The sequence below is a fragment of the Streptomyces sp. PL-29 genome (genome assembly GCF_058344425.1).
This window is the reverse complement of record NZ_CP136996.1, coordinates 3,630,129-3,655,939: the sequence shown is the minus strand read 5'-3', so window position 1 is coordinate 3,655,939 and position 25,811 is coordinate 3,630,129. Positions and strand designations below refer to the sequence as shown.

Annotated in this window: 15 protein-coding genes, 1 tRNA gene and 1 pseudogene; 8 read left to right on the top strand and 9 right to left on the bottom strand. The window is 68.8% G+C overall.

Features of this window, described 5'->3' with window-relative positions:
- Window positions 1-23: 23 nt before the first annotated feature.
- Window positions 24-3,215: a DNRLRE domain-containing protein gene (locus tag R4Z63_RS16750; protein WP_491522558.1), complete on the bottom strand. Its 3,192-nt coding sequence runs from the start codon at window positions 3,213-3,215 to the stop codon at window positions 24-26.
- A gap of 370 nt (window positions 3,216-3,585) precedes the next feature.
- Here R4Z63_RS16750 and R4Z63_RS16745 point away from each other — a divergent pair, with 370 nt between their 5' ends.
- The gene (locus R4Z63_RS16745) at window positions 3,586-10,410 is read left to right on the top strand and encodes a ricin-type beta-trefoil lectin domain protein (protein WP_384445993.1); all 6,825 of its coding nucleotides are present in this window, start codon (window positions 3,586-3,588) and stop codon (window positions 10,408-10,410) included.
- 85 nt (window positions 10,411-10,495) lie between these two features.
- On the top strand, window positions 10,496-10,741 hold the full coding sequence (locus R4Z63_RS16740; RefSeq protein WP_384445992.1) for a hypothetical protein: 246 nt from the start codon (window positions 10,496-10,498) through the stop codon (window positions 10,739-10,741).
- 91 nt (window positions 10,742-10,832) lie between these two features.
- Here the strand turns inward: R4Z63_RS16740 and R4Z63_RS16735 are convergent, their stop codons facing one another.
- Genes R4Z63_RS16735 through dnaK form a run of 4 tightly spaced genes read right to left on the bottom strand, consistent with a single transcriptional unit; the run spans window position 10,833 to window position 15,035 of the window.
- The gene (locus tag R4Z63_RS16735) at window positions 10,833-11,303 is read right to left on the bottom strand and encodes a heat shock protein transcriptional repressor HspR (RefSeq protein ID WP_384445991.1); all 471 of its coding nucleotides are present in this window, start codon (window positions 11,301-11,303) and stop codon (window positions 10,833-10,835) included.
- A gap of 1 nt (window position 11,304) precedes the next feature.
- Window positions 11,305-12,483 (bottom strand): molecular chaperone DnaJ, encoded by a 1,179-nt coding sequence (dnaJ, locus tag R4Z63_RS16730; protein ID WP_037920774.1) that lies wholly within the window; start codon window positions 12,481-12,483, stop codon window positions 11,305-11,307.
- A gap of 42 nt (window positions 12,484-12,525) precedes the next feature.
- Window positions 12,526-13,185 carry a nucleotide exchange factor GrpE gene (gene grpE, locus R4Z63_RS16725; protein WP_037920772.1) on the bottom strand — a complete coding sequence of 220 codons (660 nt, stop codon included), beginning with the start codon at window positions 13,183-13,185 and terminating at the stop codon, window positions 12,526-12,528.
- A complete protein-coding gene (dnaK, locus tag R4Z63_RS16720) occupies window positions 13,185-15,035 on the bottom strand; it encodes a molecular chaperone DnaK (protein ID WP_037920770.1) in 1,851 nt (616 codons plus the stop codon). Before dnaK ends, grpE begins: the two co-directional genes overlap by 1 nt.
- Window positions 15,036-15,241: 206 nt before the next feature.
- Between dnaK and R4Z63_RS16715 the strand changes: the two genes are divergently transcribed.
- Together R4Z63_RS16715 and R4Z63_RS16710 are read left to right on the top strand one after the other, a co-directional pair.
- Window positions 15,242-15,778 (top strand): sugar transferase, encoded by a 537-nt coding sequence (locus tag R4Z63_RS16715; protein ID WP_384445990.1) that lies wholly within the window; start codon window positions 15,242-15,244, stop codon window positions 15,776-15,778.
- 110 nt (window positions 15,779-15,888) lie between these two features.
- Window positions 15,889-18,111 (top strand): annotated as a pseudogene (locus R4Z63_RS16710) ((Fe-S)-binding protein); the annotation flags it as partial.
- Between the two features lie 477 nt (window positions 18,112-18,588).
- Here the strand turns inward: R4Z63_RS16710 and R4Z63_RS16705 are convergent.
- A complete protein-coding gene (locus R4Z63_RS16705) occupies window positions 18,589-19,443 on the bottom strand; it encodes a hypothetical protein (protein ID WP_384445989.1) in 855 nt (284 codons plus the stop codon).
- 286 nt (window positions 19,444-19,729) lie between these two features.
- Between R4Z63_RS16705 and R4Z63_RS16700 the strand changes: the two genes are divergently transcribed.
- Window positions 19,730-20,638: a Yip1 family protein gene (locus tag R4Z63_RS16700; protein ID WP_037920765.1), complete on the top strand. Its 909-nt coding sequence runs from the start codon at window positions 19,730-19,732 to the stop codon at window positions 20,636-20,638.
- Between the two features lie 84 nt (window positions 20,639-20,722).
- Here R4Z63_RS16700 and R4Z63_RS16695 read toward each other — a convergent pair whose 3' ends face one another.
- From R4Z63_RS16695 to R4Z63_RS16685, 3 genes are all read right to left on the bottom strand, one after another.
- Entirely contained in the window at window positions 20,723-21,223 is a 501-nt protein-coding gene (locus tag R4Z63_RS16695) for a phosphoribosyltransferase (protein WP_031155112.1), read from the bottom strand.
- The gene (gene dcd / locus R4Z63_RS16690) at window positions 21,220-21,807 is read right to left on the bottom strand and encodes a dCTP deaminase (protein WP_030956554.1); all 588 of its coding nucleotides are present in this window, start codon (window positions 21,805-21,807) and stop codon (window positions 21,220-21,222) included. Before dcd ends, R4Z63_RS16695 begins: the two co-directional genes overlap by 4 nt.
- 87 nt (window positions 21,808-21,894) lie before the next feature.
- Window positions 21,895-22,107 (bottom strand): hypothetical protein, encoded by a 213-nt coding sequence (locus R4Z63_RS16685; RefSeq protein ID WP_078556323.1) that lies wholly within the window; start codon window positions 22,105-22,107, stop codon window positions 21,895-21,897.
- Between the two features lie 178 nt (window positions 22,108-22,285).
- On the opposite strand from R4Z63_RS16685, the gene R4Z63_RS16680 reads away from it, so the two are divergent.
- From R4Z63_RS16680 to R4Z63_RS16670, 3 genes are all read left to right on the top strand, one after another.
- A tRNA-Gly gene (locus R4Z63_RS16680) sits at window positions 22,286-22,356 on the top strand.
- A 1,392-nt stretch (window positions 22,357-23,748) separates the two neighbouring features.
- Window positions 23,749-23,952, top strand: a complete 204-nt coding sequence (locus R4Z63_RS16675; protein ID WP_384452480.1) for a cold-shock protein — start codon at window positions 23,749-23,751, stop codon at window positions 23,950-23,952.
- A gap of 310 nt (window positions 23,953-24,262) precedes the next feature.
- A complete protein-coding gene (locus tag R4Z63_RS16670; protein WP_384452483.1) occupies window positions 24,263-25,777 on the top strand; it encodes a DEAD/DEAH box helicase in 1,515 nt (504 codons plus the stop codon).
- Window positions 25,778-25,811 lie beyond the last annotated feature (34 nt).

Here is a 25,811-nt window from a genome sequence, read left to right as displayed (position 1 = left end):
GCACCCGGACCGTGCGTGTGCGGCTATCCGATGGCGAGGAAGGTGTTCCAGGAGTCCTCGTCACGCCCGGTGGCTTCGCCGTAGGTGGTCCTGCCGCCTTGGAAGTAGTACTGGTAGCCGTCGGAGCGGACACCCCAGATGTCGGGGATGCCGTCTCCGGTGTTGTCCGCCGTGCCCAACACCTTGGGCCAGTCCGTCCGGTTCCAAGCGGTCGTCGCGTAGGTGTTGTCGACGCCGCCCTCCGCACTCGACGCGAACTGCAGCGAGGCGAGATCCGCGCCCCCGTTGACGCCCGGCTTGCCCTTGCGCAGCGCCATGGTTCGGTTGGCGTTGGCGCCGTCGCGGAAGAGGAGGTCGGGCACGTTGTCCCCGGACACGTCCCGGACCCCGACGATGTCGCGGGCGGCCCAGCCGGTGGCCATCTTGCGGTAGGAGGCGAAGCTGGACCCGGTGTAGCCGGAGAACGCCCAGAAGCCGTCGGCGTCCAGCGCGAACAGGTCGGGGAGGCCGTCACCGTCGACGTCTTCGGTGACGACGATCTGCCGGAACGTCGCCGGGTCCGGCGCGGACAGCGGCAGCTGCATCTCGATGCGGCGGCCGGCGTCGAACTGGCCGGTACCGATGCCGGGGTAGATGTACAGCTTCCCGTCGGGCATCCGCGCGATCATGTCGGTGATGCCGTCGCCGGGATACCAGTCGGTGGCGTGGCCGATCAGCACCGGGATGGCGGAGGCCGGGTCCTTGAAGTGGCCGGGCTCGACGGGCTTGCCGTCGCGCACGGCACCCGGGATGAACACGTCGGTGTCACCCCTGCTGTCGCCGGCGTAGGTGCGCAGGTTGCCGTCCTTGTCGATGGCGAGGAGATCGGCGAAGTGGTCACCGGTCACGTCGCCCGGCTTGTCCGTGCCGGTGCGGGGGCTGACGTAGAAGAGGTACTCGGTCGGGACCGAGACGTTCCCCGCGTGGTTGACGGTCCGCACGTACAGGACGTTGGGGCCGGCGGTGTCGACCCGGAGCTTGACGGACGCCAGGTCACCGTTGGTGGGGGAAACCTTCCCCTCCCAGGTGGGCTTGTTCAGGGACCACTGGTACTCGCGGATCGTGCCCGCCGCGGTGCCGTTCCCGCGGAACTCGACGACCTGGTCCGGGGTGGAGGCCGGGTTCACGCTCCACTGGGAGGTGTCGCCGTCCGCCTTCGGGAAGTGCGTTGAGGAGACCGCGGGGTTGGCGGGGGCGGTGTGGTCGACGGTGAAGGTGCACCAGTCCGGGGAGCCCGATTCCCGCGGGCCCGCGCCCGGGGAGCCGAAGCCGTCGTGGTCGACGGCGCGGGAGAGCCACTTGTACGTGCGGCCGTTGGTGAACGTCGACGAAGGCACGGAGTACGTGAGGACCCCGTCGCTGTCGGCGTCGTGCCACTCGTCGAAGACGGGCTGCCCGGTCCCGGCGTCCCAGATCTCGATCTGCAGGCGGTTCAGGTTGCCGTCCGCGTCGTTGCCCTTGACCCTGAACGACACGTCGGTCAGGCCGATGGAAGTGCCGGTACCGCCTGTCAGGCACTCTCCACCCGGGGATGTGCTCATGTTCGCCGCGAGGGGGATGTCGGGCGGGCTGTTGTAGGTGACCTCGATGTACGGGGCGCTCTCGCCGTTGGCGAGCAGCTTCTTCCAGTAGTACGAATCCGACTCGCTCGGCGCCTTGAACCCGAGGGACAGGGCGTTCCAGCGGGCACTCGCGGCCTGGGAAACCAGGCCCTTGATGTCCGGGGCGACCCAGTTGTCGGGGCAGGAACTGTTGTAGCCGTAGCCGGCGCTCTCGGTGCCTATCTTGTTGCCCCACCAGCCCGTGGTGTTGTTCCACGTCGAGGACGATGTGGCGTAGGGGGTGGAGTAGATGTCCATGTCCTTGCGTGTGCAGGACCACGAATAGGTCTGCAGCGCCCGGACGACCGCCGTGCGGATTCCCGCTCCATGGAGCTCGGAACCGACATCGAAATTGAAGATGGAGCGAGAGGTGCCACCCGAGTCGGATTCGTAACCGACCCGTGCCTCATTCGTGCCCGAGGCGTTGTAGTTCTGCCCGTTGTAGAAGCTCGAATTGCCGGCCGTTTTGTACAGCAGCGACCAGGAACGCTTGTGCCCCTTGAAGGAAGGGTCCACGAACACCGGGTATACGGTGTCCGCGGCGTTCAGCAGGGCCGCGTCGGGCTTCAGGGTGAGCGTGCCGTCCTGGTACGAGGCGGCCGCGACGGACAGGTGCGCCCTCTCCGCGCCGGCCAGGCCCGCCAGTCCGAGCGTCGGGTGCCGAGCGGCCAGCGCCGACGGCTTCCACGCCGGAACGTCGTCGGTCGTCGCCACCTTGCCCGACGAATCCCACATCAGGGGCGAGGGGGAGCCCGCCACCTCCTCGCCCGCGGCGTCGCGGGCACTGAGGGAACCGGACTCGGCGTCGAGCCGGAACTGCAGGTCGGGGGAGGCGAGCCGGTAGTTGAGCTCGGCGAGCAGCGGGTCGGCCGCGGCCTGCTTGTCCTTCACGACCAGCAGGTGCGAGTAGCCGCCGTCCTGCGCGGTCATGAGCAGGTCCACCCCGGGCCGGACGTTCTCGTACAGCGCGCGCGGACCATCGATCACCGGCGCGGGCAGCTCACCGGGCCAGCTGACCGACATCTCGTGCCCGTCGACGTCCAGCCGGACCAGTTCGGTCCACGCCGGCCCGGGCACGTCCGCCTTCACGGCGGGCCGCACGGCGCCGCGTGCGGCGCGGCCTCCTCCCGCGCTGCCGCCACTGAAGACGACGGCGCCGTTCACGGCCTTCGCAGCGAAACCGCCCTCGACCCGGTGGAGATCGGTGTCGATGGCCCTCCACTCCTCGCCGACCCGCGCGCGGACGGCGGAGCTGGAGATGTGCTTCTTGAAGACGCCGTCGGGCTGCGCCCACGTCGTGGTGTTCGCGCTCCGCTCCGCCGAGACCTCCACGTCCTTGCCCGTCTCGGCGGCCAGCTTCCGCGCCTGCGGGGCGGTCACGGGCCCGGTCGCCCCGTCGGAGGTGCCGCCCTTCGGCTTCTGGCCCCCGCCGAACTGCACGCCGACCGGCACCGCCACGGCCACCGCCAGCAGGGCCGCCAGGCCGCCGATGGCTCTGCGGCGCCGGAACCAGCGACGTCTCGGCGGAGCGTCCGCCACGGACTCCGGCTCGGCGGCGGTGTCACTGACTTCCATTTCTCTCCCCCCTCAGGCCCTCCACAAAAGGGCGACCCGATCATGACTCATCCCCCGTTGCCGAAATCCGCCCGCCACGAATTCACAGGCAGCGAAAACGCATGGATTATCTGAATTTTCAGGACATTGATTCCACGCCGCGTGATGTAGCTCACTCACCCCTGGCTTGGAGTGGACTTACCCCGTACGCCACCCCCAAGATCTGCTGGCAATTTGTCAATTCCCTGCCGCCCGAATTTTCGACGTCCGGGCCGCAGCGGTATGGGGGGTACACATGTCGCCCTTTGCGGCGCGTAATTTGCGCCTACCCGGAAACGGGAAGGCGCGCAAACATCTGGCGCGCACCGGGATCGCGCTCTCCGTGGTCCTGGTGTCCACTCTTCTGCCCACCCAGGCGTGGGCGGCACCACCCGGCAACCGGATCGGCGTCGAGCTGCCGGGCCTCCAGGAGGAGGTGAAGGCGAAGCTCGACAAGGTCGAGGCTGCGAAGCTCGAAGGCTGGGACGGCGATGCGGCCGAGCCTGCAGAGGAGTACGAGCCGAAAAAGGAGGAGCCGCCGAAGGGGGGGAGCGAGCCCGTCCAACTCGGCCCCGAAAGCGGGATAGACCTGGTCCAGGCGGGCACGCTGCCCGTCATGATCGGCAAGGCTTCCCCGACCGAGGCCGACCCGACTCCCCCGGCGCCGTCCGGTACCTGGTCGGTGGAGGTCAAGGACCGCGAGACGACCGAGGCAGCCGGTCTGGACGGTGCGATCATCAAGGTCACGCCGCCGGCCGAGGGCTCGACTCCGGTCGACGTTCAGCTTGACTACAAGCAGTTCAAGGACCTGTACGGCACCGAGTGGGCCTCCCGGCTGGAGATCAAGCAGCTCCCCACGTGCTTCCTCACGACGCCGGAGATTCCCGACTGCAGCAGAGCAAAGACCGTCCCGAGCACCAATGACCCGGAGACGGGTACGGTCCGGGCGACCGTCGACCCGGCCACCGCGCCCGGTCAGGGACTGCGCACGATGGCCCTGACCGGCGGAGGCGGTCCCACCGTGCTGGCCGCGACCGACTCCGCCTCCGGGGCGGGCGGCACGTACAAAGCCACCTCCCTCTCCCCCTCCGGCACCTGGAGCGCGGGCGGCAGCGGCGGCGGGTTCTCCTGGAGCTATCCGGTGGGCGTCCCGCAGGCGCCGGCGGGCCCCGCACCCAAGATCGCCCTCTCGTACAGCTCCCAAGCGGTCGACGGCAAGACCTCGGTCGCCAACGGGCAGGCCTCCTGGATCGGTGACGGCTGGGACTACCACCCCGGTTTCATCGAGCGGCGCTACCGTTCCTGCTCGGACGACCTGGAACCGTCGCCCGGGGCGCCCAACAACGACAACGACGCCGACAAGAAGAAGAACGACCTCTGCTGGGCCGGCGACAACATGGTGATGTCACTCGGCGGCAACACCACGGCACTCGTGTACCACGCTGACTCCGGCAAGTGGATCCCGGCCGACGACGACGGATCCCGGGTCGAACGCCTCACCGACCCGAACGTCGTCAACGGTGCCAAGGACAACGAGTACTGGGTCGTCACCACCCGGGACGGCACGCGCTACTTCTTCGGCCGCCACGACGTCGACGGCTCCGGCTCACGCCCGGTGACCAAGTCCGTCTTCAACGTGCCGGTGTTCGGCAACCACACCGGCGAGCCCTGCCACGCGGACGCCTTCGCGGACTCCTCCTGCAAGCAGGCCTGGCGGTGGAACCTCGACTACGTCGAGGACGTCCACGGCAATGCCCTCGTCATCGACTGGGAACCGGAGGAGAACCGCTACTCGAAGAACGAGCAGTACACGGAGAAGGACCCCGCCAAGGTCGGCTACATCCGCGGCGGCCACCCGACCCAGATCACCTACGGCCTGCGCTCGAACGACCTGTCCGGACCGCCGGCCGCCCGCGTCGCGTTCTACACGGACGAGCGCTGCATCCCGGCCGAAGGCAAGTCGGCGTGCGCGAAAACCGACTTCGAGTCGAAGGACTACGAGAAGAAGCAGCCCTGGTGGGACACCCCGTCCACACTGAACTGCACCTTCTCCGCAACGACCTGCCAGGTCTCGGTGCCCTCCTTCTGGTCCCGCAAGCGCCTGACCGGCATCACCACCTTCGCGCAGCGCACCGAGGGCAGCACCGCCCTCACCGAGGTCGACCACTGGGCCCTGACCCAGTCGTTCCCGAAGCAGCGCACCGACACCCACCCGCCGCTGTGGCTGGAGTCGATCAAGCGCACCGGCTACAGCACCAAGAAGGACGGCAGCGGCAACCTGGTCACCGCCCCGCTGCCGGCGGTCTCGTTCCTCGCGAACGAGCAGGACATGCCCAACCGCGTCGCCAAGAGCGCGGAGGACGCGACCCCGGACTTCGACCGGCTGCGGGTGGAGACCATCCGCAACGAGACCGGCGGCGAGATCCACGTCAACTACTCCGATCCGTGCCCGGTCGGCCCCATCAGCACCAAGCCCGAGGAGAACACCAGCCGCTGCTTCCCCACGCACTGGTCCCCTGACGGCGACCTGAAGGACCCGCCGCTGGAGTGGTTCAACAAGTACGTCGTCGAAGAGGTCGTCGAGAAGGACCGCGTCGCCCGCCAGCCCGACGTCAAGACCTCCTACCAGTACAAGGACGGCGCGGCCTGGGCCAAGGACGACGACCCGTTCACCAAGCCGGAGCTGCGCACCTACAACCAGTGGCGCGGCTACGCGACGGTGATCACCACCAAGGGCGCCACCGACACCGCGGTCGCACGTGAGGCCACCCAGGAGTCCCGGACGGAGACCCGCTACTTCCGGGGCATGTCCGGCGACGCCGGCCGGGCCGTGATCACGGTCAAGGACTCCACCGGCGAGACGCTCGGCGACGACCTGCGCCAGTACGCGGGCAAGATCGCGGAAACCCTCACCTACACGAAGGCAGGAACCGGCGGCACCGTCGCCGCCCGCGAGGTGACCCGGTACGAGAGCACGAAGAGGGCCACCCAGGCCCGCCCCGGCACCACGGCCCTGGACGCCTTCCGCGTCAACACCAAGCAGACCGACCAGTACGAGGCGATCGACGGCGGGACCCGACGCAACCGCGTGATCGACACCTTCGAGCCCACCTACGGTCTGGAGGCCACCTCGGAGGCCGAGGCGGCCACGTCGAACGGCTCGGGCGGCTGGACGGTCCAGGACCAGGTCTGCACCACCACCGAATACGTGCACAACACCGCCAAGCATCTGATCGGACTGGCGCAGGAGGTGAGCGCCACGGTCGGCACCTGCGCCCAGGCCGCGACCGGCACCGTGCTCTCCACAACCCGCACCTCGTACGACGCGCTGAACGCCTTCGGCACCGCGCCCGTCAAGGGACTGGTCTTCCAGACGGACACCCAGGACGGAGCGGGCACCGGCTGGATCACCACCGGACGCTTCGAGTACGACTCCCTCGGCCGAACGGTCAAGACCTACGATCCTGCCGGGAACGCCGTCACCACCACGTTCAACCCGACGACCGGGCCGGTGTTCACCCAGAGCGCCACGAATGCCCTGAACCACAAGTCGACCACCAAGCTCGACCCGGGCCGGGGCCTCGTCCTGGAGGTCACCGACCAGAACAACCGGAAGATCACCTCCGAGTACGACGCTCTGGGTCGGACCACCGCGGTCTGGACGCCTTCCCAGAACCCGGCCTCCGACAAGGCCCGGCAGACCTTCGACTACCAGGTCTCGGAGCACGAGCCCCCGGCCGTCACCTCTCGCATCCTGCGGGACAACGGCACCTACGAGAGCTCCGTCGAGATCTACGACGGCCTGCTGCGCCCGCGCCAGACCCAGACGGAGGCCGTCGGCGGCGGCCGCGTGGTGAGCGACAAGCTGTACAACGCGAACGGCACCGTCCGCCGGACCAACAACGCCTACTACGCGGAGGGCGAGCCGAACCGGAAGATCTTCGTCCCCGAGACCGACTTCCACGTCCCGAACGCCACCACGACCGCATACGACGGCCTCGGCCGACCCGTGCGCACCACCACCCTCCTCGGAGGAAACGACCACCACTCCGACACCGCCGCGTACGGTGGCAACTGGACCCTCCAGCGCGGCGGCATGTCGGCGGACGGCACGACCGCGCTGCCGGGCAGCCAGTCCACCAAGACGTGGACCGACGCGCTGAACCGCACGACACGGATCCAGAGGGCCACGGCCAGCGACCTGACCACTTGGAACGACACCACTTACACGTACGACGTCCGCGGGAAGCTGGCAAAGGTCACCGACGCCCTCACCAACGAGTGGACGTACACCTACGACGCCCGCGGCCGCCTGACCGGCTCCACCGACCCGGACATGGGTGCGGCCTCCTTCGGCTACAACACCCTCGACCAGCAGGAGTGGGCGCAGAACGCCGCCGGCAAGCGGACCTACCACGTCTACGACAAGCTCGGCCGCAAGACGGAGTCGCGCGAGGAGTCGGCGACCGGTCCGCTGACGGCCTCGTGGACGTACGACACGCTGGCGGGAGGCAAGGGCAAGCCCGTCTCCGCCACCTCGTACACCCGCACGGAGGCGGACGGCGAGACGGCGTACAAGAGCCAGATCACCGGTTACGACAGCGAGTACCGGCCCACCGGTTCGAAGATCACCATCCCGGACAAGGCCGCCACCAAGGGCCTGGCCGGCACGTACACCTACAGCACCACCTACACCCCCACGGGCGCGGTCCAGTCGACGACGCTGCCGGCCACCCCGGGCGGCCTCGCCGCCGAGAAGCTGATCACCCGGTACAACACCGACGGCCTGCCGCAGACCGTGTCGGGCCTGTCCTGGTACACCGGCGAGGTGCTGTACAGCCCCTTCGGCGAGGTCCTGCGCACCGCGTCGGGCCAGGCTCCGAACCGGGTGTGGACGACCACGATGCACGACCCGAACACGGGCCGTGTCACCAGGGCGATCGCCGACCGGGAGACCCCGAACGATCACCGGATCTCGGAACTGTCCTACGGCTACGACGTGGCGGGCAACCCCACCTCGATCACGGACACCCGCCCCGGCGGCCTGATCGACCGGCAGTGCTTCGCGTACAGCCCGCTGGGACAGCTCACCAAGGCCTGGACCGGCAAGACGTCCGCGTGCACGGGGCCCTCCCTGAGCGACGTCACCGCCGGCCCGGACGGTGACGGCTACTGGCAGTCGTACGCGTTCGACGCCATCGGCAACCGCACCCAGCTGGTGAACCACCACCTCACCGACCCGGCACTGGACCAGACGACGACGTACACCTACGGCGTCGGCCCCGGCGGCGGCCAGCCGCCGGTCGCGACCACCAAGCCGCACGCCCTCTCCAAGGCGGAGAAGAAGCAGGGGACGACCCTCCTGTCCCGCTCCACCTACGAGTACGACGCGGCCGGCAACACCACGTCACGGAAGATCGACGCCGACACCCAGGCCCTGACCTGGGACCGCAACAACAAGCTGACCGAGGCGTCAAGCCCCGGCATCGGCGCCGTCGCCATCACCGGCCTGGCCGGCAAGTGCCTCGACGTCGAAGGGGGCCGCACCGCGGACAACACCCCCGTCCAGCTGTGGCCCTGCAACACCTCCAAGGCTCAGGAGTGGCGCCTGACCGGCAACACGGTCCGCGCACTGGACAAGTGCCTGACCGTCCTGGACGGCAAGGCGGTTCTGGCCACCTGCAACGGTGGCGTCGCGCAGGAGTTCGTCCACCGCAGCGACACCGACAAGGCCCTCTACAACGAGGACGCCAACGCCTGCGTCGACGTCCCGAACGGCAATGCCGCGGACGGCACCGACCTTCTGGTCTACGCCTGCAACAACGGCACCAATCAGAAGTGGAACCCGGCCGAGCACTCCACCAAGTACATCTACGACGCGAACGGCAACCGCCTCATCGAGGAGACGGGCACCGGCCGGACGCTCTACCTCGGCGAGACCGAGTTCACCGTGAACAAGGCCGGGCAGGCCATCGACGCCGTCCGCTACTACAGCGGTCCCGGCGGTGTCACCACCACCCGGCAGACCGACGGCAAGGCGACCGGCCACAAGCTGACCGTCCTGCTGGCCGACCACCACAACACGGCGACCGTCGCGGTCGAGCAGTCGACGGGACAGCCGGTCACCCGCCGCAAGTTCGACCCGTACGGCAACACCCGCGGCAACCCGGTCAACAACTGGCCCGGCAGCCGTACCTTCCTCGGCACCGGCAACGACGACGCGAGCACCGGCCTCACCCACATCGGCGCCCGCGAATACGAACCGGCCACCGGCCGCTTCATCTCCGTCGACCCGATCATCGACATCACCAACCCGCTCCAGATGAACGGGTACAACTACGCGAACAACAACCCGATCTCGCAGATGGACCCGACGGGTCTCGAAAGCTGCTTCGGGTACGGCTACTGCGGTGGCGGCGGTGAAACCAACGGAAAGACCATTGAGGAGCACAATAAATCCGAGGGCAAGAACGACAAGCCCAAGGTCACCGTCACCGTCGACAAGCGCGGCAACATCCACGTCAACGGCGGGCGGCTCCTCTCCGACAAGGAACTGAAGATCCGCTACCCCACCAAGAAGACCTATGTGGAGCGGCTGAACGCCTGGCTGAGTACGGAGAAGTGCTACCTCCCCAAGGATCAGGAGGGCGCCTTCTGTCAAGGGGCCGCGAGTCTCGGTCTGTTCTCCTACGGAAATTCCTCAGGCCGGATCAAGGAAGCTGGGAAATCGATCAAAAATGCGGCTTCGTATGTAATGTCCTACAGCAAGACTTCTGGCGTTTGCGTGAGCGCCAACGCCACGTTCGGCGCCGGGTTCGAGGGATCCGGGTGCTTCATGCGAGTGGGCGACGACTACGCCCTGGCCGCCGTCACAGAAGAGCAAGCAGGCCTTGAAGCCGGGGTGGGTATCACCGCGGGGCTCGTGTTCAGCAACGCGGACTCAGTTGATCAGGTAAGAGGGGAGGCCGCAGGTGTGGGTGGCACCCTCGGGCCTCTGACTCTCAGTCATCGGGGCACCTTCGGGACCAGAAACGAACGTGGAGACATCGTGCACGGCGTGACCACCTCGGGCGGTCTCAATGTTGGCCTGGGTGGCAACTTCGGCTCCGGGAAGACGCACATCGCAACAGTGGGAACTGTATTCGACCACGTGGGTGACTTCTTGCACCTCTGGTAACGTTCCGGCCGACACTGCGCCGCGATCGGTCCGAACGCCGCCACTTTACTCCAGTATCATGTTTCGTTTAACGAAAGAGGACATCATGATCACAGCCGCCCAGGGTGAAGCGGTCGGCTACTTGCACGCCATCTGGCAAGGAATAATGGCGGTAGTGACTCTGTCCATCGCATTCAATGTCCGAGACTGCGCCTATCGAATTTTCCAGTATTCGATGGACCGCAGCCCCGTTACTCCTGGCGCAGGATTCAGCCCGACGGTGATCCGTTTGGCTACGGGGGTCATAGGTGTCGTTCTGACTTTCTCGTCCATGAGCAACCTACTTGGTTGAGAAATAACGCAGGGAAGCACTGAGCACGAAGAAGCCCCGCCCGGAATCATCCGGGCGGGGCCTTCTCGATTGCGCGGGCGCGGAGCGCCGCTCAGTCCATCGGGCGCTTGGGGCTCGGGCGCCAGACGACCAGGGCGCTGCCCGGCTGCGGGGGCTGGTACGGGACCAGGTCGCGCCGGTAGGAGGCGTGCACCTGGGCCTCGCGGGCCCGCAGGGTGGCCGCCGCGCCGTCCACCGCCGCGGAGAGCTCGGCGACGCGCTGCTGGAGCGCGGCCACCTGGTTCTCCAGCTCGATGATCCGCTTGATGCCCGCCAGGTTGATGCCCTCGTCCTGGGACAGCGCCTGCACCGTGCGGAGCAGCTCGATGTCCCGGGCCGAGTAGCGCCGGCCGCGCCCGGCCGTACGGTCCGGGGAGACCAGGCCGAGGCGGTCGTACTGGCGGAGGGTCTGCGGATGCAGGCCCGAGAGCTGGGCGGCCACCGAGATCACGTAGACCGGGGTCTCGTCGGTGAGTGGGTAACCGCTTCCCAGACGGGAAGACTGTCGTCGGCGGCCGTCCATGTCATGCTCCCTTCGCGGACTCGAACAGCGCGGAGCGCGGGTCCTGCGACTCCGTCGCCTCGCGGTACATCTCCAGCGCCTCGCGGGCCTTGTCCGACAGCTCGGTCGGAACCGCCACTTCCACGGTGACCAGCAGGTCCCCGCGGGTGCCGTCCTTGCGGACCGCCCCCTTGCCGCGGGCCCGCATCGTACGCCCGTTCGGGGTGCCCGGGGGTAGTTTCAGCGTGACCGACGGGCCGTTCAGGGTCGGGACCTTGATGTCGGCGCCCAGCGCCGCCTCCGCGAACGTCACCGGGACGGTCACCGTGAGGTTGTCGTCCTTGCGCCCGAACACCGGGTGGGTGCCGACGTGCACGACCACGTAGAGGTCGCCGGCCGGACCGCCCCGCTCGCCCGGAGCGCCCTTACCGCGCAGCCGGATCCGCTGGCCGTCGGAGACGCCCGCCGGGATCCGGACCTGCATGGTGCGGGAACTGCGGGCCCGGCCGCTGCCCTTGCACACGTCACACGGGGTCTCCGCGATCAGGCCGCGGCCCTTGCAGTCCGCGCAGGGGTCGGTCAGCGAGAAGCCGCCGCCGCTGCCCCGCGAGACCTGGCCGGTGCCGACGCAGGTCGGGCACACCCGGGGGGTGCCGTTCTTGTCGCCGGTGCCCGAACAGGCCTTGCAGGGCGCCTGCGAGGACATCCGGAGCGGGACCGTGGCCCCGTCCACCGCCTCCGTGAAGGAGAGGGTGACCTCCGACTCGATGTCCTGGCCGCGGCGCGGCTGGGTACGGGTGCCCGCACCCGGGCCGGCGCCGCGGTTGAAGAGGCCGCCGAAGACGTCGCCCAGGCCGCCGCCGAAGCCGCCGGCCTGGCCGCCCTGCTGGGTGCCGCCGAAGAGGTCGCCCAGGTCGAAGTTGAACGAGCCGCCGCCGCCCGGCCCGGGGCGGAAGCCACCGCTGCCGAACAGGGCGCGCGCCTCGTCGTACTCCTTGCGCTTCTTGGCGTCCCCGAGGATGTCGTTCGCCTCGGAGATCTCCTTGAAGCGCTCCTCGGCGGCGGCGTCGCCCTTGTTGGCGTCCGGGTGGAACTCGCGCGCGAGCTTCCGGTACGCCTTCTTGATCTCGGCCTCGGTGGCGTCCTTCGGGACACCGAGGACCTTGTAGTAGTCCTTCTCGACGAAGTCCTTCGTGTTCATCCCCGGTGTCCCTCCTCCCGCGCTGCCTCTACGTGTACTGCGTCAGCCCTTGTCGGCTGCATCCGCGTCCTCGCCGGACGGCTTGTCGCCCTCCGCGGACTCGGACTTGGGGGCCGCGCCCGGCTGGGGCTCGGCCACCGCGACCCGTGCGGGACGGATCGTACGCTCGCCGATCCGGTACCCCGGCTGCAGGATCGCCACGCAGGTCGTCTCGGTGACGTCCGGCGCGTACGAGTGCATCAGGGCCTCGTGGACCGTCGGGTCGAAGGGCTCGCCCTCCTTGCCGAACTGCTGCAGGCCCATCTTGGCGGCGACCGTCTCCAGCGATTCGGCCACCGACTTGAAGCCGCCGACCAGCTCTCCGTGCTCCCGCGCCCGACCGATGTCGTCGAGCGTGGGCAGGAGCTCCGTCAGGAGGGACGCGACCGCGATCTCCTTGACGGTGATCCGGTCCCGCTCCACCCGGCGGCGGTAGTTCTGGTACTCCGCCTGGAGCCGCTGGAGGTCCGTGGTGCGCTCACCGAGCGCGGTACGGGCCTGGTCCAGCTGCGCCAGCAGGGCCACGTCCTGTGCGCTGTCCCCGGCCGGGGCCGCACCCTCCGCCGTGTCGGCGGAGTCGGCGGCCTTCGGCTCGGCGTCGTCCTGAGCGGCGTCGGCGGGGACTTCGGGCTTCTCGTCGAAGCCCGGGGTCTCCTCCGACATCAGGCAGCGCCACCCTTCGGCTTCTCGTCGTCGACGATCTCGGCGTCGACGACGTCGTCGTCGGCCTTCGCCTGGCCCGCGTCGCCGGCGGCGGCACCCGCGGCGCCCTGGGCGGCCTGGGCGTCGGCGTAGAGCGCCTGGCCGAGCTTCTGGCTGACCGCGGCGAGCTTCTCGGTCGCGCTGCGGATCTCGCCGGTGTCCTCGCCCTTGAGCTTCTCCTTCAGCTCGGTGACGGCGGACTCGACCTCGGTCTTGACCTCGGCCGGGACCTTGTCCTCGTTGTCCTTGAGGAACTTCTCCGTCTGGTAGACGAGCTGCTCGCCCTGGTTGCGGGACTCGGCGGCCTCCTTGCGGCGCAGGTCCTCGTCCGCGTACTGCTCCGCCTCCTGGCGCATGCGGTCGACCTCGTCCTTGCCGAGCGAAGAGCCGCCGGTGACGGTCATCTTCTGCTCCTTGCCCGTGCCGAGGTCCTTCGCGGTCACGTGCATGATGCCGTTGGCGTCGATGTCGAAGGAGACCTCGATCTGCGGGACGCCACGCGGGGCCGGCGGCAGGCCGGTCAGCTCGAACATGCCGAGCTTCTTGTTGTACGCCGCGATCTCGCGCTCGCCCTGGTAGACCTGGATCTGCACGGACGGCTGGTTGTCCTCGGCCGTGGTGAAGATCTCGGACCGCTTGGTCGGGATCGTCGTGTTGCGCTCGATGAGCTTGGTCATGATGCCGCCCTTGGTCTCGATGCCGAGGGACAGCGGGGTCACGTCGAGGAGCAGGACGTCCTTGACCTCACCCTTGAGGACACCGGCCTGGAGGGTGGCGCCGATGGCGACGACCTCGTCCGGGTTGACGCCCTTGTTGGCGTCCTGGCCGCCGGTCAGCTCCTTGACGAGCTCGGCGACGGCCGGCATGCGGGTGGAGCCGCCGACCAGGACCACGTGGTCGATCTCGGACAGCTGGATGCCGGCGTCCTTGATGACGTTGTGGAACGGGGTCTTGCAGCGGTCCAGCAGGTCCGCGGTCAGCTGCTGGAACTGGGCGCGCGTGAGCTTCTCGTCCAGGTGCAGCGGGCCCTCGGCGGACGCGGTGATGTACGGCAGGTTGATCGAGGTCTCCGTGGAGGAGGACAGCTCGATCTTCGCCTTCTCGGCGGCCTCGCGCAGGCGCTGGAGCGCCATCTTGTCCTTGGAGAGGTCCACGCCGTGGCCGTTGGCGAACTGCTTCACCAGGTAGTCGACGACGCGCTGGTCCCAGTCGTCACCACCGAGGTGGTTGTCACCGTTGGTGGCCTTGACCTCGACGACGCCGTCACCGATCTCCAGGAGCGACACGTCGAAGGTGCCGCCACCGAGGTCGAAGACGAGAATGGTCTGGTCGTCCTTGTCGAGACCGTAGGCCAGGGCGGCGGCCGTCGGCTCGTTGACGATGCGCAGGACGTTCAGGCCCGCGATCTCGCCGGCCTCCTTGGTCGCCTGGCGCTCGGAGTCGTTGAAGTAGGCCGGGACGGTGATGACCGCGTCCGTGACCTTCTCACCCAGGTAGGCCTCGGCGTCGCGCTTCAGCTTCTGCAGGATGAAGGCGCTCATCTGCTGCGGGTTGAAGTCCTTGCCATCCAGGTTGATCTTCCAGTCAGTGCCCATGTGGCGCTTGACGGAACGGATGGTCCGGTCCACGTTCGTGACCGCCTGGCGCTTGGCCACCTCGCCGACGAGGACCTCGCCGTTCTTGGCGAAGGCGACGACGGACGGCGTGGTCCTGGCGCCCTCGGCGTTGGTGATGACGGTGGGCTCGCCGCCTTCCAGAACGCTGACGACGGAGTTCGTGGTGCCCAGGTCGATGCCGACCGCACGTGCCATTTCGATTCCTCCAGGTGACTTGAGTGGAACAGACTCAACCATGCCGCATCGACCCGCTCGCGTCAACAGAACTGAGTCAGGTCGACTCAATCTTTAGCCGCCGCTTACGCGCAACCCCGCGCCCTCCCGACGACCGGGCGGCCGGACGAGGGACCCGCGCCGCGCGGCGCGCCGGGGCCGCACCGCACATGCGGCAGCGTGCTGGCATGCCGCTCACACTCACCGCCCCCCGGCTCCGGGCACGGCGGCCCGCCGCCCCGCCGGCGAAGCGGGTGCTCGACCTCGTCGGGGCGGTGATCCTGCTCGCCGCGCTGGGCCTGCCGCTCGCGGCCGTCACCGCGCTGCTGTACGCGACCCGGGGCGGGCGGCCCTTCGCACGGCGGCCCGCGGCGGGCCTCGCCGGGCGGCCGTTTCGGACCTGGCGCTTCGACACGGCCGGGCCGGGCCGGACGGGCGCCCTGCTGGAGCGCTGCGCGCTCGACGGCCTCCCCCAGCTGCTCAACGTGGTCCGCGGCGAGATGTCGCTGGTCGGTCCGCGACCCGAGGCCCGCACGGATCGCCCGGAGCGGCTTCTCGTACGCCCCGGAATGACCGGATTGTGGCAGGTGAGCGCACGCTCCGACCTCCCCTGGGAGGAGATGGCGCTGCTCGACCGGCATTATGTGGAGAACCACTGGCTCGGGATGGACCTGGCGATCCTCGCCCAGACCCCGCGGGCGGCCTACCGACGAAGGCTCGCCTGAGCGACACAGATCACCGCACACTCAGCTACATTGCGGCGTCGGGAATGGGTAACCTCAAGCCTTGACTTCATAAGTTACCGCTTAGTAAGCGCCGCCCGAGGAGCCCTCCCATGCAACTCGCCGCGATCATCGTGTCGCTGGTCCTGACGGTGGTCGGCGTCGCGCTGCTCGCACGAGCCGTGGCGCAGATCTACCGCTTCGTGAAGATCGGTCAGCCCGTACCGGCCGGCAGCCGCACGGACGACCCGAAGGCCCGAACGCTGACCCTCGTCCGGGAGTTCCTCGGCCACAGCCGGATGAACCGCTGGGGCATCATCGGCTTCGCCCACTGGTTCGTCGCGATCGGCTTCCTGACGCTCCCGCCGACCCTGGCGCAGGCCTACGGCCAGCTCTTCCAGGCCGACTGGACGCTTCCGGTCCTGGGCGGCTTCCTGCCGTTCGAGCTGTACATCGAGTTCATCGGCCTGATGACGGTCGTCGGCATCCTGGTCCTGATCGGGATCCGCCTGCTCAGCCTGCCCTCGCGGGCCGGCCGCAAGTCGCGCTTCGCCGGCTCGAAGGCCTGGCAGGCGTACTTCGTCGAGTACGTCATCCTCACCATCGGCCTCGCGATCCTGTGCCTGCGCGGCCTTGAGGGCGCCATCCACCACGTGGACGGCTGGGAACCGGCGTACTTCGTCTCGTACCCGCTGGTCACGGTCTTCGAGGGGCTGTCGCCGAGCGCGCTGCAGAACGCCATCTACTTCACCGCGATGATCAAGATCGGCACCTCGCTGATCTGGATGATCGTGGTCTCCCTGAACACCAACATGGGTGTCGCGTGGCACCGCTTCCTGGGCTTCCCGAACATCTGGTTCAAGCGGAACGCCGACGGCGCGACCGCCCTGGGCGCGCTCCAGCCGATGACCAGCGGCGGCAAGGAGATCGACTTCGAGGACCCGGGCGAGGACGACGTCTTCGGCGTCTCGCAGGTCGAGCAGTTCTCCTGGAAGGGCATCCTCGACTTCTCCACGTGCACCGAGTGCGGCCGCTGCCAGTCCCAGTGCCCCGCCTGGAACACGGGCAAGCCGCTGTCCCCCAAGCTGCTGATCATGTCGCTGCGCGACCACGCGCACGCCAAGGCCCCGTACCTGCTGGCCGGCGGCGGCAAGACGATGGAGGGCGAGGAGAAGGCCTCCGAGGAGCAGCTGGCCGGTGTGCCGGCGACCGCGCTCGCCGAGGCCGAGCGCCCGCTGATCGGCACGGTCGAGGAGAACGGCGTCATCGACCCGGACGTGCTGTGGTCCTGCACGACCTGCGGTGCCTGCGTGGAGCAGTGCCCGGTCGACATCGAGCACATCGACCACATCGTCGACATGCGCCGCTACCAGGTGATGATCGAGTCCGCGTTCCCGTCCGAGGCGGGCACGATGCTCAAGAACCTGGAGAAGAAGGGCAACCCCTGGGGCCTGGCGAAGAAGCAGCGCGTCGAGTGGACGAAGGAGGTCGACTTCGAGGTCCCGATCATCGGCAAGGACGCGGAGGACCTCTCCGAGTTCGACTACCTCTACTGGGTCGGCTGCGCCGGCGCCCTGGAGGACCGGGCCAAGAAGACCACGAAGGCCTTCGCGGAGCTCCTGAACATCGCGGGCGTCAAGTTCGCGATCATGGGCGGCGACGAGAAGTGCACCGGCGACTCGCCGCGCCGCCTGGGCAACGAGCCGCTCTTCCAGCAGCTGGGCCAGGAGAACGTGGCCATGCTGAACATGGCGTTCGGCGAGGACGACGAAGATCCTTCGACCCGTAAGCCGAAGTCGGCGAAGCGGATCGTCTCGACCTGCCCGCACTGCTTCAACACCATCGCGAACGAGTACCCGCAGCTGGGCGGCGAGTACGAGGTCATCCACCACACGCAGCTGCTCCAGCACCTGATCGACGAGGGCCGGCTGACGCCGGTGACGCCGGTCGACGGACTGATCACGTACCACGACCCGTGCTACCTGGGCCGGCACAACAAGGTCTACACGCCGCCGCGCGAGATCATGTCGGCCGTGCCGGGCCTGCGCCAGCAGGAGATGCACCGCCACAAGGAACGGGGCTTCTGTTGTGGCGCCGGTGGCGCACGGATGTGGATGGAGGAGCGGATCGGCAAGCGCATCAACAACGAGCGCGTCGACGAGGCCCTGTCCCTGAACCCCGACATCGTCTCCACCGCCTGCCCGTTCTGCCTGGTCATGTTGACCGACTCGGTCAACGGCAAGAAGAACGAGGGCCAGGCGAAGGAATCGGTCCAGGTCGTGGACGTGGCCCAGCTCCTGCTGGAGTCGGTCAAGGCCCCGGGGCCGACGGAGGAAGAACTGGCCGCCCTGGCGGCCGAGGCCGAGGCCGAGGCCGCTGCGGCAGCGGCGGAGGCGGAGGCAGCCGCCAAGGCGAAGGCGGCCGAGGAGGCCAAGGCCGAGGCGGAGGCCAAGGCCAAGGCGGAAGCCGAGGCGGAGGCCAAGGCCGAGGCGGCTGCCGCGGCAGCGGCAGCGCCGGCGGCTGATGCCGAGGCTGAGAAGACCGGAGCCGCGCAGGCGGTGGACGCGAAGCCGGAAGCGAAGCCGGAAGCCGAAGCGGCGCCGGAGGCAGAGGCCGATGCCGAGGCTGAGGCCGAGAAGCCGACGTCGCCGCAGACGTCGGCGGAGCCCACGGCCGAGCCCGAGGCTCCGGCTCAGGGCGAGGCGAAGTCCGGAGACGCCAGGTAGGCACCCGGCCAGTCGGCCGACCCAACAGCAGGCGACACAGCGGAACGGCCGGCCCCACCCGGGGGCCGGCCGTTCCGGCGTTTCCGGTCAGCCCCGGAGCGGTATCACCGCGAAGCCCAGCCCGGCCGCGTCCGTCGCGGCCGCGCCGCCGCTGCTGGGGACGGCCCGGTCACGGTGCTTCCCCGGCTTCGGCGCGTCGGCCGGGTACCTCGCGATCAGCCTGCCGTCGAAGTCGTACACCCAGCCGTTCCCGCCGCCCGCGCCGTCGATGACGACGAAGGTGAAGCGCTTGCCGTCCCGGGCGATCTCGTACGCCCAGCCGTCCTGCCGCATACCCGGGCGCTTCGGGTCGAGGGTGCCGAGGACGTTGCCGTTCGGCGTGGAGACCACGACGTACACGCCGCGCGGGCCGTCCACCAGCTTGGCGATGCGCCCGTCCGGCAGGGCGACCCGTACCGAGCTCTCCACCACGTCCTGCTTCTTCACCGCGGGCTTGGGCTGCGGCGTCGCCTTCGGAGTCGGCTCCCCGTCCAGCCACGACGTCACGGTGCCGTCCGGCCGGAGCACGACGTGCAGGCCGTCGCTCCGCCCGTACGACGCCGGCTCCGCCCGGCTGACCAGGGTGTCCGGTCGGGCGGAGCCGGCGAAGACGTCGGCTTCGAAGTGGCTCGTGCCGATCCGGTAGACCTTGGCCACGGAACCGTCCGCCAGCCTCACGGCGGCGGCGAAGGTGCGGACTTCGGGCGCCGGCCGGTGCTTCGGGTCGACCGGGGCTCCGGCGGGCGGCCCGGCCGACGGCCGCCCGGCACCCGGCAGCGCCTCCTTCCCGGGCGCGGCCGGAGAGTCCGCGAAGGCGGACCCGCCCGGGAGTGCCAGGACGGAGGCCACGCCGGCGACGACGACGGCGGCGGTACGGAGGGCGGTGCGGCGGATGCTGCGCATGATGGGACTCTTCCTCGTGCTCGTTCGTACGTGTTCGCACTGCGTGGAGGCGACGGAACCGACGGAGACGACGCTACGAGCCCGATATGTGGAGAGACCGTCGAATATGTAACAGAAGCCCACAGAAGAGCCCGCAACTCCATGAACCAGACATGGGATGCAGGATCCCCGGGGGTGGGGGCAACCCCCCGGGGATCCCCTAGGGGATGTCACAGGTCAGCCGCAAAGGATGCGTGTTCCGGCTGCCCGGCCACCGGGGCCCGCCGGACCAGGTACGTTCGATCACGTGGCTGGATTCAGGATCGGACGCGGACGGGACGACAACCGCGGTCCACAACAACCCCCGCAGCAGCAGCAGTCGTACGGTCAGCAGCAACCGCCGCCGTACGGCCGGCCGGCCTACCCTCCCGTCGGCGGCCCGCCACCGCAGCAGCAGTGGCCGCAGCCGAACGCCGGGGACCACGGCGAGCCGGAGTACTTCGACCCGTACGGACAGCAGCAGCCGCACGCGCAGCAGCCTCCGTACGGCCACGGGGGCGGCGGGAACTACACGAACGACAACCCGGGTCACACACAGGTCTTCGCCGTCGGCGAGGACCCGTACGGCCAGGGAGCGACCTACCAGGCGGGAGCAGCCCCGGCGGCACCGTCCGGGCCGCGGCTGCCGTGGAAGGAACTGCTCCGCGGCATCGTGACGCGCCCCGGGCCGACCTTCCTGCAGATGCGCGACTACCCCGTGTGGGGTCCGGCGCTGATCGTGACCTTCCTCTACGGCCTCCTCGCGGTCTTCGGCCTCGACGACGCCCGCGAGGACGTGATCAACGCGACCCTGTCGCAGGCCGTCCCGATCGTGCTGTCCGCCGGCGTGGCCTTCGTCATCTGCGGTCTGCTCCTGGGCGCGGTCACGCACACCCTGGCCCGCCAGATGGGCGGCGACGGCAGCTGGCAGCCCACCGTGGGCCTGTCGATGCTGGTCATGTCCATCACGGACGCCCCGCGCCTGCTCTTCGCTGTCTTCCTCGGCGGCGACAACATGGTCGTCCAGGTGCTGGGCTGGGCCACCTGGGTCGCCGCGGGCGCCCTGTTCACCTCGCTGATCAGCAAGTCGCACGACCTGCCGTGGCCGAAGGCGCTGGGCGCCTCCGCGATCCAGTTGATCGCCCTGCTGTCGATCATCAAGCTGGGCACCATCTAGCGCACCCGCACCCGCACACCGCGTGCGAGAGGGGCCCCGGCCGTCGGCCGGGGCCCCTCTCGCACGCGGTGGGACGAGACGCGATCAGGCGTCGAGGACCTGGCCCTCGCGCTTGACGACGGGCGGCTCGACCGACCACGGGAAGTTGATCCACTCGTCGGTCTTCTTCCACACGTACTCGCACTTCACGAGGGAGTGGGACTTCTCGTAGATGACCGCGGAGCGCACCTCGGCGACGTGGCCGAGGCAAAAGTCGTGCACCAGCTTCAGCGTCTTGCCGGTGTCGGCGACGTCGTCGGCGATGAGGACCTTCTTGTCGGTGAAGTCGATCGCCTCGGGCACGGGGGCCAGCATGACCGGCATCTCCAGCGTGGTGCCGACGCCGGTGTAGAACTCCACGTTCACCAGGTGGATGTTCTTGCAGTCCAGGGCGTAGGCCAGGCCGCCGGCGACGAACACACCGCCGCGGGCGATGCTGAGGATGATGTCCGGCTCGTAGCCGTCGTCGGCGATGGTCTGCGCCAGCTCGCGCACGGCGGCGCCGAAGCCCTCGTAGGTCAGGTTCTCGCGTACTGCGTTGCTCATGCCTCGTGCCTCACCTGGGTGCGGTGGAAGTTCTGGAAGGAGCGCGAGGCGGTCGGCCCGCGCTGCCCCTGGTACCGGGAGCCGTACCGTTCGCTGCCGTACGGGAACTCCGCGGGCGAGCTGAGCCGGAACATGCACAGCTGCCCGATCTTCATGCCGGGCCAGAGCTTGATCGGCAGCGTGGCCAGGTTCGACAGTTCGAGGGTCACGTGCCCCGAGAAGCCGGGGTCGATGAACCCCGCGGTCGAGTGCGTCACCAGTCCCAGGCGACCGAGGCTGGACTTCCCCTCCAGCCGGGAGGCGATGTCGTCGGGCAGCGTGATGACCTCGTAGGTCGACGCGAGGACGAACTCACCGGGGTGCAGGATGAACGCCTCGTCCCCCTCGGGCTCGACCATCCGGGTCAGATCCGGCTGTTCGACCGCGGGGTCGATGTGGGCGTAGCGGTGATTCTCGAACACCCGGAAGTACCGGTCGAGACGCACATCGATGCTGGAGGGCTGCACCATCGCCTCGTCGAACGGGTCGATGCGAACCCGTCCGCTGTCGATCTCGGCCCGGATGTCTTTGTCAGAGAGAAGCACGCCCCGAGGATACGCAGAGCGCGCGGGCCGCCCCAATCGAGAGGGACCGCCCGCGCGCCCGGCCGTACGACTCACCCCGCCCGGCGCTCAGCGCTTGGGCGCACCGCCGACGGGGACGGCCTGGCGCAGGCGTGCGCACCGCGGACACCGCAGCAGCCGCCCGGGCCCGATCCGGCCGGCACCGAGGTGCTGCAGCGGGAAGGAGGCGGTACTGAAAACGTGCCCTTCGGCACAACGGACGACGGTGTGCTCCATCGAGTCCCTTTCCCCAACGAGCCATACTGCGACGAATCGCCACATTAGGGGATGATCGGCACCCGCTCCAGCCGCCGCTCCGCACCACACGGTACGCCCCAACTCCCGCCCCCACACGCCCCCGTGTACACCACAGACGACAACGACCCCGCGGCGGATACACCGGGGGTCGATCATGAGGTAGAGTGTGAAACGGTAGTGATCCAGGCAACTGGTCCACTGTGCGGATGTAGTTTAATGGTAGAACATGAGCTTCCCAAGCTTATAGCGCGGGTTCGATTCCCGTCATCCGCTCTTGAACGAAGGCCCAGGTCACAGACCTGGGCCTTCGTCATTGTCTAGACCTCTCACCCCTCGCCGTGCCCTCCGCGTGCCCCAACTCGCAGGAACTCCCTGGCCGGAGGGCCCTTCGCGCACCACTTGCACCACACGAGCCCCCGCCGATCTCGCGTCGCGAGACACGTCCTCGATGACCTGCGTCACACCGCTGTCTCCGTCGGGTGAATTCGCTTTCCAAAAGGGGCGGTTGGTCGGAGGGGTTGACTCAGACCCTCGACGGGTCCGCCTAGTCCTCCCTTCCCGCCAACACGCGATCGGCGGCGTAGTGCGGGCAGGAAGGGAGGTGCCACGTCACCGTCACCCGGCACCGGTCGGCGGCGACGGTACGAGCCTGCCCAGTGGCCGGGCAGGCCGCGCAGTGCGGGCACGCGACGGTTTCGAACTTCAGCTCAGCCATCACCTACGCCACCTTCCCCGCCAACGGTGCTCGCGACGAGAGTGCCACGCCTCTCAGCGGGACAGGCTCCACACACCGGTCCCCACTGATGCAAGTCTCGAAGCGAGCGGCGCACCGGGACTCGGGGGCGGCCTGGTCCAGCCGTGCCAGTGAGATCACCGTTGAGCTGACCATCTCGTCAGAAGATTCCCACGGGTGCCGGTGGATGAAGGCAGTGACCCCGAGCGGGATACTCCGGCAGAGCGTCCGGACACGGCTGGTCCTTCCGTTCATGTGTGGGCCACGGCCGGCCCACCATGCCTTCCCGCAGAAGCGGCCGCCACCGTCGAGGCCATCGTGCGGGCTGTGCACCATGGCGATGACGTTCGTATCCGGATCCTTTTGGCAGCCTTGGTCGGCATCGCCGACGCCGAGGTTCTCCTCCACCTGCGGGAGCGGCTTCGCGAACGACCGCCGTGAGGGGTCAGGCGCGGCGGAACAGACGTGTAGCGATAGCGAGGCCGGCCGCGCCGCCTTGCCGTGGACGCCCCCGAGGCCGCCATGGAGCACCTGCGAGCTGCTGATCTTTAGGGAGGGCGCTGCTGACACACCCCGTAGGCTCACGCCCCCTGGACTGCACGTCGCAGCTGGCGGACGCTCCTGCTCCCGAAACGCTGCACTCGGGGGGAATCAATATCTATCCCCGCGGTCAGAGAGTTTAATGGACCCAGCAGGGAGAGTTCTTCCGCACCGCACACGATGGAGACATTTAACGCACACGAACCGCTGCAGCATGCTACTGTCGGTCTCGGTTGCAGTTTTGGTACCCAAAAACTTCAAGCGCTCCAGTCGGCCTCCGCGCCACATTCGAGTGCTTCATATTTCCGGTCATTTTCCGGCGGGGCATCATCGCGGCGACACGGTGTCCGTATGGTGCGGATGCTGGTGTACTGCCCCAAAGGAGATATGACATGGCATCTGGCACCGTGAAGTGGTTCAATGCGGCCAAGGGTTTCGGCTTCATCGAGCAGGACGGTGGCGGCGACGACGTCTTCGCCCACTTCTCGAACATCGCCTCCTCTGGCTTCCGCGAGCTGGTGGAAGGCCAGAAGGTCACCTTCGACATCGCGCAGGGCCAGAAGGGCCCGACGGCCGAGAACATCGTTCCCGCCTGACGCTGACGCGCATTTCGTAGCTGGGGCCCGCATCCCTCGGGGTGCGGGCCCCAGCTGCACGCATCTCCCTCAGTGGGTTCACCTGCGTGACGAGGTATCCAGGGTTAAAGCCCGCTCGGCGATTCACCCCCTCGATTTTTCTCGGTTTCGCGTCCACATGACGCCTCCCCATCTCAGCGCCTGCGACCGTGCAGAATCTCTGTAGGCCAGAGTCGCTTTCGCATTCCATTCGGCCCGTTCTTGTGATTCCCTGTGCTGCGCTTCCGCTGCGGGAATTCCTTGATACGTGCCGTATCAAGGAAGGTTCTGAATGAACCGCACTCGTACGAATGACCGTTCCTCTCGTACCCGTAGCCGCACCGGCGGCCCCGCTTTCGGCGCTGCCACCGGTTCGGAGCGGGGGAACCGCTCCGGCTCGTCGGCCCCGAGCCGTTCCGGAGGTCCGAGCCGCTCCGGCGGCTACGGCCGCCGACCCGCCGCAATCCAAGGCGAGTTCGCCCTGCCGAAGACGATCACTCCGGCGCTGCCCGCCGTCGAGGCCTTCGCCGACCTCGCCATGCCGGCCGAGCTGTTGGCCGCTCTCGGCGCGCAGGGCATGACCTTGCCCTTCCCGATCCAGGGAGCCACCCTGCCCAACACCCTCGCAGGCCGCGACGTCCTCGGCCGCGGCCGTACCGGCTCCGGCAAGACCCTCGCCTTCGGCCTCGCCCTGCTGGCCCGCACCGCCGGGCAGCGCGCCGAGCCCCGCCAGCCCCTCGCCCTCGTCCTCGTCCCCACCCGCGAGCTGGCCCAACAGGTGACCGACGCCCTCACCCCGTACGCCCGCGCCGCGAAACTGCGCCTGACCACCGTCGTCGGCGGCATGTCGATCGGCAAGCAGGCCGGCGCGCTGCGCGGAGGCACGGAGGTCGTCGTGGCGACGCCCGGCCGATTGAAGGACCTCATCGACCGCGGCGAATGCCGGCTGAGCCAGGTCGCGATCACCGTCCTCGACGAAGCCGACCAGATGGCCGACATGGGCTTCATGCCCCAGGTCACCGCCCTGCTCGACCAGGTGCGCCCCGAAGGTCAGCGGATGCTGTTCTCCGCCACCCTCGACCGCAACGTCGACCTGTTGGTCCGCCGCTACCTCACCGACCCTGTCGTCCACTCGGTAGACCCCTCGGCCGGTGCGGTGACGACGATGGAGCACCACGTGCTGCACGTCCACGGCGCCGACAAACACCGGACGACGACGGAGATCGCGGCGCGCGAGGGCCGGGTGATGATGTTCCTGGACACCAAGCACGCCGTCGACCGGCTGACCCAGGACCTGCTGAACTGCGGTGTCCGGGCCGCCGCCCTGCACGGCGGGAAGTCGCAGCCCCAGCGCACCCGCACCCTCGCCCAGTTCAAGACCGGACACGTGACCGTACTGGTCGCGACGAACGTGGCGGCGCGCGGCATCCACGTCGACAACCTCGACCTCGTCGTCAACGTCGACCCGCCCACCGACCACAAGGACTACCTCCACCGCGGCGGCCGCACCGCCCGCGCCGGCGAGTCCGGCAGCGTCGTCACGCTCGTCACCCCCAACCAGCGCCGCGACATGACCCGCCTCATGCAGGCCGCCGGCATCACACCGCAGACCACCCAGGTCCGCTCCGGCGAAGACGCCCTGAACCGCATCACCGGCGCCCAGACACCCTCCGGCATCCCCGTCGTCATCACCGCACCCGTCGCCGAACGCGCCAAGCGCAGCACGGCCTCCCGCGGCAGGCGACGGCCCGACTCGACGGTCCGGCGCGTGAGCGTGCGGCAGTCCGCCTTCGATGCGGCGGCCTGAGAACCACGTGATCAGGAAACTGACCCATCTCTGC